At 69.0% G+C, this 13,334-nt stretch carries 11 protein-coding genes; 7 read left to right on the top strand and 4 right to left on the bottom strand.

Features of this window, described 5'->3' with window-relative positions:
• Nucleotides 1-70 precede the first annotated feature (70 nt).
• The 5 genes from AB0259_RS12990 (at nt 71) to AB0259_RS12970 (ending at nt 6,882) form a co-directional block, all read left to right on the top strand.
• Nucleotides 71-1,585, top strand: coding sequence for a sugar transferase (locus tag AB0259_RS12990; RefSeq protein WP_366222941.1), 1,515 nt, complete (start codon nt 71-73; stop codon nt 1,583-1,585).
• A gap of 45 nt (nt 1,586-1,630) precedes the next feature.
• Nucleotides 1,631-3,268, top strand: coding sequence for an ATP-binding protein (locus AB0259_RS12985; RefSeq protein WP_366222940.1), 1,638 nt, complete (start codon nt 1,631-1,633; stop codon nt 3,266-3,268).
• Entirely contained in the window at nt 3,265-4,395 is a 1,131-nt protein-coding gene (locus tag AB0259_RS12980) for a hypothetical protein (protein ID WP_366222939.1), read from the top strand. Before AB0259_RS12985 ends, AB0259_RS12980 begins: the two co-directional genes overlap by 4 nt.
• 36 nt (nt 4,396-4,431) lie before the next feature.
• Nucleotides 4,432-6,231: a DUF4012 domain-containing protein gene (locus AB0259_RS12975; protein WP_366222938.1), complete on the top strand. Its 1,800-nt coding sequence runs from the start codon at nt 4,432-4,434 to the stop codon at nt 6,229-6,231.
• A 93-nt stretch (nt 6,232-6,324) separates the two neighbouring features.
• Nucleotides 6,325-6,882 carry a cell wall protein gene (locus tag AB0259_RS12970; RefSeq protein WP_366222937.1) on the top strand — a complete coding sequence of 186 codons (558 nt, stop codon included), beginning with the start codon at nt 6,325-6,327 and terminating at the stop codon, nt 6,880-6,882.
• A gap of 1 nt (nt 6,883) precedes the next feature.
• On the opposite strand, the gene AB0259_RS12965 is transcribed toward AB0259_RS12970, so the two are convergent.
• Nucleotides 6,884-7,579 (bottom strand): endonuclease/exonuclease/phosphatase family protein, encoded by a 696-nt coding sequence (locus AB0259_RS12965; RefSeq protein WP_366222936.1) that lies wholly within the window; start codon nt 7,577-7,579, stop codon nt 6,884-6,886.
• Between the two features lie 31 nt (nt 7,580-7,610).
• Between AB0259_RS12965 and AB0259_RS12960 the strand changes: the two genes are divergently transcribed.
• Together AB0259_RS12960 and AB0259_RS12955 are read left to right on the top strand one after the other, a co-directional pair.
• On the top strand, nt 7,611-8,621 hold the full coding sequence (locus AB0259_RS12960; protein ID WP_366222935.1) for a glycoside hydrolase family 6 protein: 1,011 nt from the start codon (nt 7,611-7,613) through the stop codon (nt 8,619-8,621).
• A gap of 85 nt (nt 8,622-8,706) precedes the next feature.
• On the top strand, nt 8,707-9,777 hold the full coding sequence (locus AB0259_RS12955) for a response regulator (protein ID WP_251581859.1): 1,071 nt from the start codon (nt 8,707-8,709) through the stop codon (nt 9,775-9,777).
• A 190-nt stretch (nt 9,778-9,967) separates the two neighbouring features.
• Here AB0259_RS12955 and AB0259_RS12950 read toward each other — a convergent pair whose 3' ends face one another.
• The 3 genes from AB0259_RS12950 to AB0259_RS12940 form a co-directional block, all read right to left on the bottom strand.
• Complete coding sequence (locus tag AB0259_RS12950) at nt 9,968-11,689, bottom strand: glycosyltransferase family 2 protein (protein WP_251581857.1); 1,722 nt, start codon at nt 11,687-11,689, stop codon at nt 9,968-9,970.
• A 20-nt stretch (nt 11,690-11,709) separates the two neighbouring features.
• Nucleotides 11,710-12,546, bottom strand: a complete 837-nt coding sequence (locus AB0259_RS12945) for a fructose 1,6-bisphosphatase (protein WP_366222934.1) — start codon at nt 12,544-12,546, stop codon at nt 11,710-11,712.
• 161 nt (nt 12,547-12,707) lie between these two features.
• Nucleotides 12,708-13,325, bottom strand: a complete 618-nt coding sequence (locus AB0259_RS12940) for a hypothetical protein (RefSeq protein ID WP_251581853.1) — start codon at nt 13,323-13,325, stop codon at nt 12,708-12,710.
• Nucleotides 13,326-13,334: the final 9 nt, after the last annotated feature.

Here is a 13,334-nt window from a genome sequence, read left to right as displayed (position 1 = left end):
ACACACGCGTGTTACAGGTCACTGGTACGGTGCCTGCGAGGGCGGGGGAGAGCCCTCTCCTGGGGGGAAGATGGCGAGCACGGTGACTGACACAGCCGACGGCCACGACGAGCGGACGCCGGCCGCGACCACGCCGACGCCGCAGCGGGGCTCGTGGCGTCACGTCTACGCCCGGCGACTGTGGGTCAGCGACCTCCTCGTCCTCGTCTGGATCGTCTACGGCACCCAGATCGCGTGGTTCGGTCTCGGCGCCGCCGAGGTCGCCATCCGCGACGGGCGGGTCGACGGCGAGATCTCGTATTGGGTGTTCTCCACCGCTCTGATCCTCGTGTGGATGCTCGCCCTCAGCCTCGCCGACACCCGTGACTACCGCGTGATCGGCGCCGGCTCCGCCGAGTATGCGCGGATCGCCCGGTCGAGCGTCACCCTGTTCGGCGTCATCGCCATCGTCGCCTTCCTGACTCAGATCGAGGTCGCGCGCGGCTTCCTGCTTCTCAGCCTGCCCCTCGGCATCCTCGTCCTGCTGTTCGAAAGGTGGCTCTGGCGGCAGTGGCTCATCGCCCAGCGCCGCACCGGCGACTTCTCGGCGCGCGTCCTCCTCGTCGGGTCGCGCCGGTCGGTCGTCGACATCGCGAACGAGCTCGTCCGCACCCCGAGTGCGGGCTACCACGTCGTCGGCGCGTGCATCCCGGGTGCGGCGGTCGCCGACACCATCGAAGGCACCGACATCCCGATCATCGGGTCGATCTCGGCACTGAGCAGCGCGATGGCTGTCACGAAGGCCGACACCGTCGTCGTGACGAGCACTGACGAGCTGCCCGCGGACAAGGTCAAGCAGATCTCGTGGAGCCTCGAAGCCGGCCGGCAGCACCTCGTGATCGCCCCCGGCATCGCCGACGTCGCCGGTCCGCGCATCAGCAGCCGCCCCGTCGCCGGCCTGCCGCTGCTCCACGTGGAGACCCCGCGTTTCAGCGGTGGGCAGCGCGTCGCCAAGCGCATCCTCGACGTCGCCGCGGCGTCGCTCGGCGTCGCCCTGATCAGCCCCGTCCTGCTCTTCCTCGCGATGTCGATCCGACTGTCCAGCCCCGGCCCGATCCTGTTCCGCCAGACGCGCGTCGGTCACGGCGGTCGCGAGTTCACGATGCTGAAGTTCCGCTCGATGGTCATCGACGCGGAGGAGCGTCTCGCCGCCCTGCTCGAGCAGGATCGGGATGCCGGCAACACCGTCCTCTTCAAGATGAAGCACGATCCGCGCGTGACGCCGATCGGTCGCATCATGCGCCGCCTCAGCCTCGATGAGCTGCCCCAGCTGTTCAACGTCATCGGCGGATCGATGTCGCTCGTCGGCCCCCGGCCGCCCCTCCCCCGCGAGGTCGAGCTCTACGCCGACCACGTGCACCGCCGGTTCCTCGTGAAGCCCGGCATCACGGGCCTCTGGCAGGTGAGCGGACGCTCGTCGCTGACGTGGGAGGAGTCGGTGCGACTCGACCTCTCGTACGTCGAGAACTGGACCCTGGTAGGCGACGTCGTCATCCTGTTCAAGACCGCCAAGGCTGCGCTCGCGCCCGGTGAGACCGCCTTCTGACATCGCGCCGTCCGCACGTGGCTACACTGGCGACGGAGCCACCTGATGCCGACAACCGAGAGCCGCTGGGCTGACAGTCAGCTCATCGGCACCCGTGTGAGGTCTGTCTGGCAGTGGCAGCTGATCTTCACGTTCAGCGTCGTCGCCATCACGGTCGTCGTCAGCATCCTCGACGTGGGCTTGATGGCGAGCCCCGGCTACCTCATCGGCGTCTTCGTCATCATCATCTCTTCGATCGCGACTCTCGTCACGCCCTGGGCGCGCGTCCCTCGACACGCGGCGTTCGTGCTCCCCCTCGCCGACATCGTCGCGATCGGGTTCCTCACGCTCGTCGAACCGATCCTCGGTTACCTCTGGCTCTTCCCGATCGCCTGGATCGCGACGTACTTCGGCACGGCCGAGATCGTGCTGGCCATCAGCGCCGTCGCCGTCATGAACCTGGCCGATCCCGACCGCTGGGGTTTCTCGCCCGGTGTCATCGTCGAGCTGCTCATCGTGGTGCTGGCCCTCACGTTCCTCGCCATCACGATCGCCGTCGGCGCGCGGCGCACGCGGGCGTTCCGCATCCTCGCCCGCAATCAGGCGCAGCGGCTGACCGCGACCGTCGGCCGCGTCCACTCGGCCGAACAGCGTGTCAACGCGGTCTTCGACTCGATCTCCGTCGCCCTCGCCCGGGTGACCCGCGGCGGCGAGATCGTGTCCGCCAACGCCGCCTACCGCGCGCTGTACTCCCTCGATACGCAGGATCTTCGCTTTCCGCTCGGCGGCGCCGTCGAGTACTCCGACTATCGAGGACGCGCCCTCAGCCCCTCCGAGACCGCCATCGCGCGGGCCAGCCGCGGCGAAGTGGTCGAGAACGAACGTCTGTGGCTCTTCGACCGCAGCGGCACCTGGCGCGCCCTCGGGCTGTCCATCAGCGACGCGGCGCCGAACTCGCTCGGCCAGCCGACCGCCGTGATCGAGCTGGCGGACCTCACCGCCATCGCCGAAGCCCAGCGCGAGCGGCCGCACGTCACCCGCGTGGTGGCGCACGAGCTGCGCAACCCGCTCACGGTGATCCTCGGCCACGCCGACCTGCTGCTCGAAGGGTCGAATCTGACCCCGGGCCAGCGCGACCATCTCGACGTCATCGAGTCGGCGAGCGAGCGGATGCTCACCCTGATCCAGGGTCTGCTCGCGCAGTCGACGGATGCCGCCGACCAACACGCGGAGTTCGACGCCGCCCATCTGGTCGAGGCCTCCATCGAGGCGTTCGAGCCGGCGGCAGCCGCGTCTGCCCTCTCGATCGACCCGATCGTCGCCGGCCCCCTCCCCGTCGACGGCGACGAGTTCCGCCTGCGGCAGGTCGTCGACAACATCATGAGCAACGCCATCAAGTACAGCGACCGCGGCACGCTCCGCGTCGTCGCGGGCCTCGACGACGACGGATGGGTCGTGATCTCGATCGCCGACGAGGGCATCGGCATGACGTCAGAAGACGTCGAGCGGGTGTTCACCCCGTACTTCCGTGCCCAGAATGCGCAGGAGGGCTCCGTCCCCGGCACGGGCCTCGGCATGGGCATCACGCGCGACATCGTCGAGGCGCACGGGGGTAGCATCGCCGTGGAGAGCGCTCTCGAACGCGGGACGACCGTCACGGTCCGTCTCCCCGCCGCAGGTCGTGAGGAGGGGGGCGAGCGATGACGCATGTCGACGTGACGATCGTGCTGGTGGCCTTCGCCACCGCCTGCACGATCATGATGATCGGCCTCGGGTTCCTGTCCTTCCCCGGGCGAGCCGCCGCCATCTGGTCCTCGGGCTTCGCCGTCGCCATGCTGAGCTGCTACCTGCTCGTCGCCGCTGACCAGGTCGATTCGAGTCTCGTCCGAGCGGCCGCGCACGGCCCGATCCTCTGCGCATCCGGCTTCATCTGGGTGGGCCTGCGCGCGCGTCGCGGCCGCGAGCCGATCATGCTGATCCCCACGATCGTCGTCTTCAGCGTGCTCACCGTGGCACTGGGCCTCACCGCTGAGACGGACGTGTACGGTCTGGTCTTCCGCGTCGCGTTCGCCGTGGGCGCCGTCGTCGCGGGACTGACCGTGTGGGAGCTGGTTCGTCTGCGCAAGCCGGAGCTGGAGATGTCGCTCCCGCTTCTCGTGACATCGGTCGGATTCGTCGGGCTCGCGCTCCTCGTGGGGATCGACGGCGTCGTGCGGTGGGTGAACGGTCAGGGTGGGCAGTCCGAGGCGGACATGTCGGGGCTCTACTCGCTGAACGAGCTCGTCGCCCTGCTCTACCTCGTGTGCGCGCTCGTCACCCTGCTCTACCTGGTGCGACGCGGATCGCAGGGCACGGACCCACAGCAGACGCTGGACTTCTCCGCGGTCGCGCGTGATCGCCTTGCCCGCGCCAAGGCCGCCGACGACCGCTGGTGGTCGCTTCTCGACATCCGTCTCGACGACCCGGGCGAGCTGCTCGACGCCTCCAGCGGCCGCGCCTTCCACCGCGTGACGACCCGGTTCGCGAGCGACATCCGCGACGTGATGCCTCCCGAAGCAGACCTCCATGCCGTGTCACGGACACAGGTCCTCGTCCTGCTACCGCGTCCCGACACCGCCGTGCGCGGACTGATGTCCCAGCTGCTGGAACGCATCGGGACCTTCACCGACCAGCAGGCGGTCCCGGTGCGACTCTCGGCGAGCATCGGAGTCGCGGCCGCTCCCCTGGCCGACTGGGACCTCGATCGCCTCCGCGCGGCTGCGGGGGAGGCCGCCGCCCACGCCCAGGTGTCGGGCGGCGACCGGTGGGAACGCGCGGTCTTCGCTCCCTGATCGGGCTCGCGCATTCGTCACCGTAGGATCGTGCCGATGCCCGAGACGTTCCTGCCCCCTGCCGCCCGTACCGCGGGCCGCATCGTCGTGTGGGTGGTCGGGTTCGCACTCCTCTTCCTGCTCTTCGCCTTCGGGTGGATCGCGGTGCGCGGGTACCTCGCCTACGACCACCTGTCGAGCGCCCAGAAGCAGGCGCCGGCGGTCGCCTCGGACATCGGCGACCTCAGCGCCGCGGGCGAGGCGATCGACGAGATCGCGCGACACACCGCGACTGCTCGCGAGCTGACGTCCGACCCCATCTGGCAGGGCGCCGAGGGCGTCGCGTGGTTGGGTCCCCAGCTCGCGGCCTTCGGCGACGCGGCGGCGGCTGTCGACGACGTCGTCACGGGCACCGTCCGTCCGATTGCGAGGGTCGCGGGCGGTTTCGGCGTCGAAGCCTTCGTCCCCGTCGACGGGCGCATCGACACGTCGGTGTTCGCCGCGCTCGCCGAGCCCGCCACCGACGCCGCGGAGGTCGCGGCATCCGCTCGTGACGGCCTCGCGTCCATCGATCGTGCTCCGCTGGTGGCGCCGGTCGCGGGTGCCGTCGACCAGCTGGGCGATCTCATGAGCCAGGTCGCCTCCGGCACCGACACCCTGGCGCGCGCCAGCCGGCTGCTGCCGTCGATGCTGGGAGCCGACGGCCCGCGCAACCATCTGCTGCTCGTCCAGAACAACGCCGAATGGCGCTCGCTCGGTGGGATCGTCGGCTCGATGACCCCCATCCGCGCGCAGGAAGGGAACCTGTCGCTGGGCGACCAGATCCAGGCTCGGTCGACCACGCAGTACCCCGAATCGATCCTCGACCTCGGGGAGTATGCCGCGATCTACCAGGCGAAGCCCGGACGATTCCTGCAGAACATCACCCAGGTCCCCGACTTCCGCGTCACGGCCGACCTGGCGAAGGAGTTCGCGACCCGCGAAGACGTCGCGGTCGACGGCGTCCTGTCGATCGATCCCGTCGCCCTCTCCTACCTGCTCGAGGCGACCGGTCCGGTCGAGCTGCCCGGCGGGGCGACGCTGACGAGCGCCAACGCCGCACAGTTCCTGCTGAACGACGTCTACCTTCAGTACCCCGACGCCGACCAGCAGGATCTGATCTTCTCCGCCGCGGCAGGAGCGGTCTTCTCGGCTCTGACGAACGGCGACGTCGACGCCGGCGCCCTCCTGCGCGCGCTCTCCCGCGCGGGCAGCGAGCACCGTCTCTACGTCTGGAGCGCCGTCGAATCCGACGCGGACGCACTGGCCGGGACGACGCTCGCCGGAGCGCCCCCCGCCGACGACGCGTCGACGGCGCGGTTCGGCGTGTACTTCAACGACGGCACCGGCTCGAAAATGGACTACTACGTCACACCCGACGTGCGGCTCGGATTCAGCGGGTGCGGAACCGGCTCCACGCCACGCACCCTCTCCCTGCAGATCTCACTGACCAGCAACGCACCAGCGGATGCCGCCACCTCATTGCCCGACTACATCACGGGCGGCGGGGCCAACGGGGTGGCGCCGGGCATCGCGCGGGTCGTCGGCGAGGTCTACCTGCCCGAGGGCTTCGAGGTGGCGTCGACGGAGATCTCCGCCGATCGCGGGTTCGGCGGCGGAGTCGTCGGTGGCCGCCAGGTGCTCTCGTACTCGGTCGATCTGAAGCCCGGCGACACGCAGACGGTCGCCATCGCCGTCGTCGCGGACACCGACATCCGCGAGGCGGAGGCGTGGGTCACCCCGACGGCCGACGCAGAGCTGTCACCTATCGTCAGCGCGAGCTGCGAGTCTTCCGGGGCGGGCGCCGCGCTCGGCTGATCCACACGGCATCCGATCGTCATCGGACCGAAATCCCAGATCGGACGCCCTCGGTTACACTCAGGTGAGCCCCCGGCCCCGAAAGCAGCACCCATGCGCCGTTCCCCCCGCGCCCTCCTCACCGCTCTCGTCCTCGCGACGATGATGCTCGGTGCCCCCGCCGCGGCACACGCGTCGACGATCTACCCGCCGGTCGACGCCTGCCAGTCGGATGCCGCCGGTGCCGGCCCCGGCTCGACCATCAGCTTCTCGTGCGACTCCCGCTCGTTCGCGGCGAACGAGGCGGTCACCGTCACGGTCACCGGCGAGAACGGTGCGGGCGCGACGTTCGCCATGGTGCGGATGGCCGTCTCGACCGCGAGCAAGGAATACCAGTCCGACGCCGACGGTGCCCTCCCGACCATCCGCATCACCCTCCCTGCCGACGCCCGCGGCGTCTACAACATCGCGGCCGTCTCGGCGAGCTCGGCCGGCGGCACGGCGAGCGCGGTGATCGACACGAGCACCAGCAGCGACCCGCTCGTGCGCGCGGGCTTCGACGGCGGTCAGCTCATGGGGCTCTGGATCGGTGCCGGTGCGCTCGTCGCGGCGGGCGCCGTCATCCTCATCGCCACCGGTCTGCGCCGCCGCCGCGACCGCATCGACGACTGAGTCAGGCGACGTTCGGCTTCGACCGGACGATCGGCTTCGCGGTCACCAGGATCGGCAGATGATCGCTCGCTCCCTGGGGCAGGGTGCGCACCTGCTGGATCTCGAACCCGCTCGACGTCGCGAAGTCGTAGTAGCCCTTGAAGAACTTGTACCGCGTGTACGTCCGCGCATCGCTGAGGCTGAGCTCGTAGCCGCTCTCACGGATGACCTGCCCGAGATTCTCCTTGAAGACCGGGTAGTTGAAGTCGCCGACCATGAGGATCGGTGCCCCCTTGCCCAGCGTCGACAATTCGCGGAGCGCCGCGCGGATCTGATGACGGCGCAGCGAGTTCAACGCGGTGAGGGGCGCAGCGTGGAACGACGCGACGATGAACTCGGTGCCGTTGTCGATGTCACGCAGGTGGAGCCCCAGCATCCGCTCGTCCGCGGGCTTGAGCAGGATGTCGTGCAGCGACTTCTTCAGCGAGAACGTGCGGCTGGCGCCGGCGCGGAACCCGTTCTCGCGGTAGTAGATCGCCAGGCCCAGGCGGTTCGACCGTGTCGCGTCGGCGAGCACCAGACCGCCGATACGCTCGGGCATGTCGGTCGTGTCGACCTCTTGCAGGCACAGCACGTCGACGTCGTAGCGGCTCACCAATTCGGTCAGTTCTCCCGCTGCGGCGTGCTTGCGCAGGTTGTACGAGACGACAGTGATCATCGGAGTATCAGCCTATGACTAGAGTTCAAGAGTGGCTCCCAGGAAGAAGCTGCGGATGCCCCCGGCCCGCGTACTCGTCCCCGTGGGCATCGTGCTGGGACTCGTCGTCGTCCTCGTGCTCATCGGCGTCATCGGCAACGCCGTGACGCGCGGATTCCAGGCGCTCACGGCGCGGGCTCCGGACTTGGGGACGACGGTCATCGCGCCGACGCAGGCGAAGGCCGCGGCCGCCGCACGCGAGCTCTCCGGTGAGCAGCAGGATGCCGCCGAGTACCTCGCCGCCCAGCCCACCGCGTACTGGCTCACCCCCGAGCAGGATCCGATCGGCACGGCCGGCGGCACCGTGCTCGACCTCATCTCGCAGGCACGCGATCAGGGCCGGTCGGTCGCACTCGTCGTCTACGGGCTGCCGGGCCGTGACTGCGGCAACCACTCCTCCGGCGGCCTCTCCGAAGAGGACTACCCGGTGTGGCTGCGCGAGATCGGCGCCGCCCTCGACACCGCTCCCGACGTGCAGAAGATCGTCGCTCTCGAGCCCGACAGCATCGCGCTCTCCCAGGAGTGCGGCAACATCGCCGACCGTGCACGGCAGCTGGGCACCGCGGTCGATCTGATCACGACCCCCAACACCTGGATCTACATCGACGGCGGACACAGCAACTGGCTGCCGCCCGACCAGATGGCGGACCTCATCACGCAGATGGGTGTCATCGACCGCGTCCGCGGGTTCGCGACCAACGTCTCGAACTACCAGGCACCCGCCGACGAGTTCGCGTACGCGGCGTCGCTCTCGGCGCTCCTCGGCGGTGCGCACGCCATCGTCGACACCTCGCGCAGCGGCGCGGCGACCTCGGGCGGCGAATGGTGCAACCCCTCGGGACAGCTCGTGGGCGAGCCGGGCGGCTCATTCCACGACGCCGTGGTCGACACCAATCTCTGGATCAAGCCTCCCGGCGAGAGCGACGGTCAGTGCAACGGAGGCCCCGCAGCCGGTGTCTACTGGCCCGAAGCGGGCGTCGAACTGACCCAGGACGTCCGGTGAGGCGCCGTCGTCGTGCGCGAGGCGGTCGCCCGCCTCTGTGTAGCATGAGGACCGACTTTCACACGCAAATCGGGGGGCTACATCGATGAGTGATTCGATGTCGATGCATAAGACGGCGGTCATCGTCGAGGACGATCCCGACATCCGTCATCTCATCGTCGAGGTCCTCGAGGCCGCCGGCTTCTCGACCGTCTCCGTCGGCAACGGCATCGACGGCGTGCGCGCGGTGCTCTCGTACCAGCCGCTGATCACGACCCTCGACGTGAACATGCCCGGCATCGACGGGTTCGAGGCGGCCCGCCGCATCCGGGCACAGAGCGACACCTACATCATCATGATCACCGGGCTCGAGGAGGAGGCGGACGTCGTCCTCGGCCTCGGTGCGGGCGCCGACGAGTACGTCGTAAAGCCGTTCCGCCCGCGCGAGCTGCGCGCGCGCGTCGAGTCGCTGCTGCGCCGCCCGCGGGCCACCGGGACGAGCGTCGCCCAGGCGCCCCGCCAGGAGGCGACCGGACCGTCCTTCCCCGGCGCGCGGCCCGCGGCCCCGCAGTACGACGCCGTCCCCACCTCCCCCGTGTTCGACGAGCGCATCATGACCCCGGTCTACAGCGAGCAGCCGCAGCAGGGCAACGCCGTGGTGCTCCCGCCGCAGATCGCTCCGCAGCAGGGTGCGCCGCAGCAGGGTGGACAGCAGCAGGGTGCGCCACAGCAGTCGATGCCGCCCCAGGTCGCGCCGCAGTACGGCGCGCAGCCGCCGGTCGCGCATCCGGGCAACGCGGTGGCCCCGGCATCCGCTGTCCCGCCCGTGGGCGGACCGGGGTGGACCGTGCACCGCGACCTCGCCGTGCACGCCGAGCACCGGGTCGTCCTCGTCGCCGGGCGGGAGCTCACCCTCACCCGCACCGAGTTCGATCTGCTGTCGACCCTCATGGAGTCCAAGCGCCGTGTCCGCAGCAAGGCCGACCTCACCCTCGTGCTGCGTGGCGAGTCCTACGTGACGAGCTACTTCGTCGGCGAGGCGGACAAGCGCGCGATCGAGGCGCACATGACCAACCTGCGACGCAAGCTCGGCGACAACCCGAACAACCCGCGGTACATCGAGACCGTCCGCGGCGTCGGCTACCGCCTCACCTCCGAGACCGTCGCCGGCGCCTGACCGGGCCCACGGGGGCCAGCGACACCGGCATCCGCCGACCCCGTGCACGGATGCAATGGATGCCGCGCGACACCCCGCGCCCACGCGCGACCACCCGGCGTGTCGCCCCAGATCCCTTGCATCCGCGACCACCGCGAGCACAAAACAGAAGCCCCCGGAGACGAACTCCGGGGGCTTCTGTCGAGCGGGGTCAGACCTTGTACCCCTGGTGGCGCTGGAACAGCTTGATGGCCATCGTGAGGGTCTGCAGCACTGTGACGACGCCGACGATCGGCCAGCCGACCCACAGGATGGCGGACTGGGTGATCGGGTCGAGCAGGTTCCAGATGACCGCGATCGCGATCGCGACGATCGCCAGGATGATGAAGGGCGTCCAGTGGCCGAAGCTCACGCCACCCTTCTCGGCACGCGCCTGCAGCGCCCAATTGTCGACCTTCTTCTTGGAGAGGAAGCGGGTCCACGAGCGGATGAAGTGGCTGATGCGGATCCACATGAAGATCTCGGCCGGGAACAGCAGCACGGCGAACGCGATGTCGCGCGAGTTCGACTTCTCCATCGCCCGCGCCATGCGCAGGTTCAGCCCCGCGGCGACGAGCGGCGGGATGAGCCACCACGGCGAGAACACGAACGCGTTGATCGACAGCGATGCGACGAGCAGCGTCAGGAACGCGACGCGGACGAAGAAGTTCGTCAGCATGGAGAACTGCTCGAACCACCGCAGGCGCAGGTTCGGGTGGAACGGCTGCCCCTTCGTGTCTCCGCGCTGCCCCGGCCACATCAGCTCGATGGCGCCGTAGGTCCACTTCACCTGCTGGGCGTCGTAGCCCTTGAGCGTGGTCATGCCACCGACATCCGCTCGCGCGAACGGGCTGATCTTGGTGAGGTAGCCGGCCGACTTGATCTGGAGCGAGAGCAGCGAGTCCTCGACCTCGGAGTCCTTGACCCACGGCGAGTTCTGGTGGTTCTCCTTCATGACATCGCGCAGTGCGGTCGTCGAGAAGATCGAGAACTGTCCGCCGAGCACGGCCATGTTGCGGCCGCGCAGCAGGTTCTGCATGTTGAAGGCCGCGAACTGCGTGCGCTGGCCGGCGATCAGCCACTTGGCGATGAAGCCCTTGATGGGCCGATCGTCGATCGTGTAGATCGCCGAGATCCCGCCGATACGCGAATCCGACACAGCCTCGTTCTCGAGGTACTCGACCGCGCGTCGGTCGGCGGTCGTGTCGCCGTCGACACCGAGCAGGTAGTCGTACCCCTCGACGAGGGCGTAGCCGTAGTTGAGCGCGCCGACCTTCTTGTCGGGGTTCTTGCCGATGTCGTGGACGAAGACCTCGGTGAACTGCAGCCCGAGCTCGGTCTCGACCTCGTGCGGCCCTGAGAACTCGGAGGCGATCTTGACCGTGTCATCCGACGTGTTGTTGACGACGACGTGGATGACGTCGGGCACGCGGCTCTGCTCGAGAAGCGAGCGGATGACGTCGGCGATCGACTCGGCCTCGTTGTACGCCGGCACGACGCACCCGATCGTCGAGCGGTGCACCGAGTGGTTCTCGAGGACCGAGGCGAAGTCATCGGCGAACTCGTCGACCGGCACGATCTCGCCCGGACCGCCGGGAGCTGCGGCGTACCCGGCCTGATCGGGCATCGTCTGCCAGGAGCCCTGCGGCGCGACATCCTGCCACTGCGCCTGCGGCTCCTGCCACTGCTGCGCGGGCTGCTGCCACTGCGGCTGAACAGGCTGCTGAACTGGCTGCACGGGCTGCGAAGCCTGCTGCCACTGCGCGGCCTGCCACGTGGGCTGCTGACCCCACTGCGCTTCCTGACCCGGCCACGCGCCGGCCGGCGGCTGCGCGCCCGCTGCGGGCTGCGCGGGCTGCCAGCCCTGCGGGCCGGGGATGTACGGACTCGTCACGTCGGTTCCTCGAACTGGATTCACGGAGTGGTGGGACCGCCGGACCCGGGGGTGGTGGTCCACCCGTCGGAGCCCGTGGTTCCCTGGGAGCCGTCGTCAGACGACGTACCGTCAGTCGTGCCCCCCGTGGACCCGTCGGTCTCTGTCTCACGAGGATAGATCGCAATCGGGATGACGGGGTAGACCGTCTGCTGCACGAACGACTTGTCGTCGTTGGCGGTGCCCTCGACCCAGACGTCGAGCGCGAACTGCAGCGTGATGCCGTAAGTGTCCGGCGGCAGCTGGTTGATCGTCGTCTCGGGGACGAGCAGACCGCCCTGGTAGCTGTTGATGAGCAGCCCCTTGCTGGAGCGGATCGTGTCGGTCGGGACGAGCGTGCGCGGGTCGGCGCTGAACTGGAACGGCGAGCTCACCTGGTTCGACGTCTGCGCCGTCTGCGACGAGATGGACACGTTCGAGAGGTACACGCGACGCTTCTGCTTGAGCACCGCCTTCTCGTCGACGCGGGTGTCCTTCACGTTGACCGCGAAGCCGAAGGTCTTCGCGTTGTCCGGGTACCACTCGCGGGTGCGCTTGGAGTCGACGGCCCAGAAGTCGAGGATGATATCGAGCCCGTCCGCGATCTCGTAGGTCATCTGCACGGAGCCGTCGTAGGTGAACTGCGAGTCGAACGGCATCTCCGCCGTCCCGGTTGCGGGCGTCGCGTTCGGAGCCGGGGTGGCGGCCACGTTCTCGGTCGTCCCCGAGATCGAGTTGAAGGCATCGACGACCTGGGCGCACCCCGAGAGGGACAGCGCAGCCGCGGCGGCCAGGGCGGCGACGCCGAGCCGGCGACGGGCGGTGGGACGGATGGACATGCGCGAACCTCGTTCGGTGTGAAGGATGGAGGGCACCGGCGGCGGGGTTCGGGTCGCCGCCGCCAGTGCCACGTCTTCACCGTAGGGGCGGAAAGCCCCGCTCTCCGGCGACTTCGTGAAGCCTCGCGCTGGCCTTTACCGGATCTTGAGGTTCTTGAGGTTCAGCCGGATGCCGCCTGCTGCGCGATGGCGACGGTCACCGTGTCCGTCGCGGTCTGCTTCGCGTACTCGTCGGCCTTGGGCTTGGTCTGCACGAGGAAGTCGTACGTGAACTGCAGCGTCACGTAGGTCGCTCCCTCGGGGACCTGACCGACGTTGAAGGTCTGCGAATAGCTGTACGGCTTCAGGACCAGGTAGCCGTTCTTCACGCTCGCCTCGTCGACCTGCGGATCCAGGGCGGGGAAGGTCTCCTCGGCGTTCGCCGGAACGGCGAGCATGGTGGCCTTCTGCAGGTACACCTTCTGTCCGTCGTTGGGCGTGATGGTCGTCACCAGCGACAGACTGACGGGTTTGACGGCGTTAGCCGTCCACCGATCCATCCGCAGGTCGGACCAGTAGTTGACGGCCACACTCACGGCGCCGGCTTTCAGGTCCCGCTGGGTCGAACCGCTCGAGAGGTCGTTCTCCACCGGCGGGGCAACCACGACCGGGGGGCTCGACACGACCGGCGGAGCAGACGGCGTCGGACTCTGCAACGCCCAGGGCGACGGGCCGCAGCCCGACAGCACGACGGCGCTTCCGACGACCGCTGCGGCAGCGGCCAGACGCATGGTTCTCATCCGCATCAT

It is taken from the genome of Microbacterium sp. NPDC080005 (assembly GCF_040702445.1).
Lineage (GTDB): Bacteria > Actinomycetota > Actinomycetes > Actinomycetales > Microbacteriaceae > Microbacterium > Microbacterium oleivorans_D.
Note: the sequence above shows the minus strand (reverse complement) of the source record. Positions and strands in the feature narration are given on the sequence as shown.

What these genes read in the sequence shown, in the direction of transcription:
- AB0259_RS12980 (WP_366222939.1), top strand. Translation starts at nt 3,265, where the DNA reads ATGACGCATGTCGACGTGACGATCGTGCTGGTGGCCTTCGCCACCGCC.
- AB0259_RS12970 (WP_366222937.1), top strand. Translation starts at nt 6,325, where the DNA reads ATGCGCCGTTCCCCCCGCGCCCTCCTCACCGCTCTCGTCCTCGCGACG.
- AB0259_RS12965 (WP_366222936.1), bottom strand. Translation starts at nt 7,579, where the DNA reads ATGATCACTGTCGTCTCGTACAACCTGCGCAAGCACGCCGCAGCGGGA.
- AB0259_RS12940 (WP_251581853.1), bottom strand. Translation starts at nt 13,325, where the DNA reads ATGAGAACCATGCGTCTGGCCGCTGCCGCAGCGGTCGTCGGAAGCGCC.
- AB0259_RS12945 (WP_366222934.1), bottom strand. Translation starts at nt 12,546, where the DNA reads ATGTCCATCCGTCCCACCGCCCGTCGCCGGCTCGGCGTCGCCGCCCTG.
- AB0259_RS12975 (WP_366222938.1), top strand. Translation starts at nt 4,432, where the DNA reads ATGCCCGAGACGTTCCTGCCCCCTGCCGCCCGTACCGCGGGCCGCATC.
- AB0259_RS12985 (WP_366222940.1), top strand. Translation starts at nt 1,631, where the DNA reads ATGCCGACAACCGAGAGCCGCTGGGCTGACAGTCAGCTCATCGGCACC.
- AB0259_RS12990 (WP_366222941.1), top strand. Translation starts at nt 71, where the DNA reads ATGGCGAGCACGGTGACTGACACAGCCGACGGCCACGACGAGCGGACG.
- AB0259_RS12955 (WP_251581859.1), top strand. Translation starts at nt 8,707, where the DNA reads ATGAGTGATTCGATGTCGATGCATAAGACGGCGGTCATCGTCGAGGAC.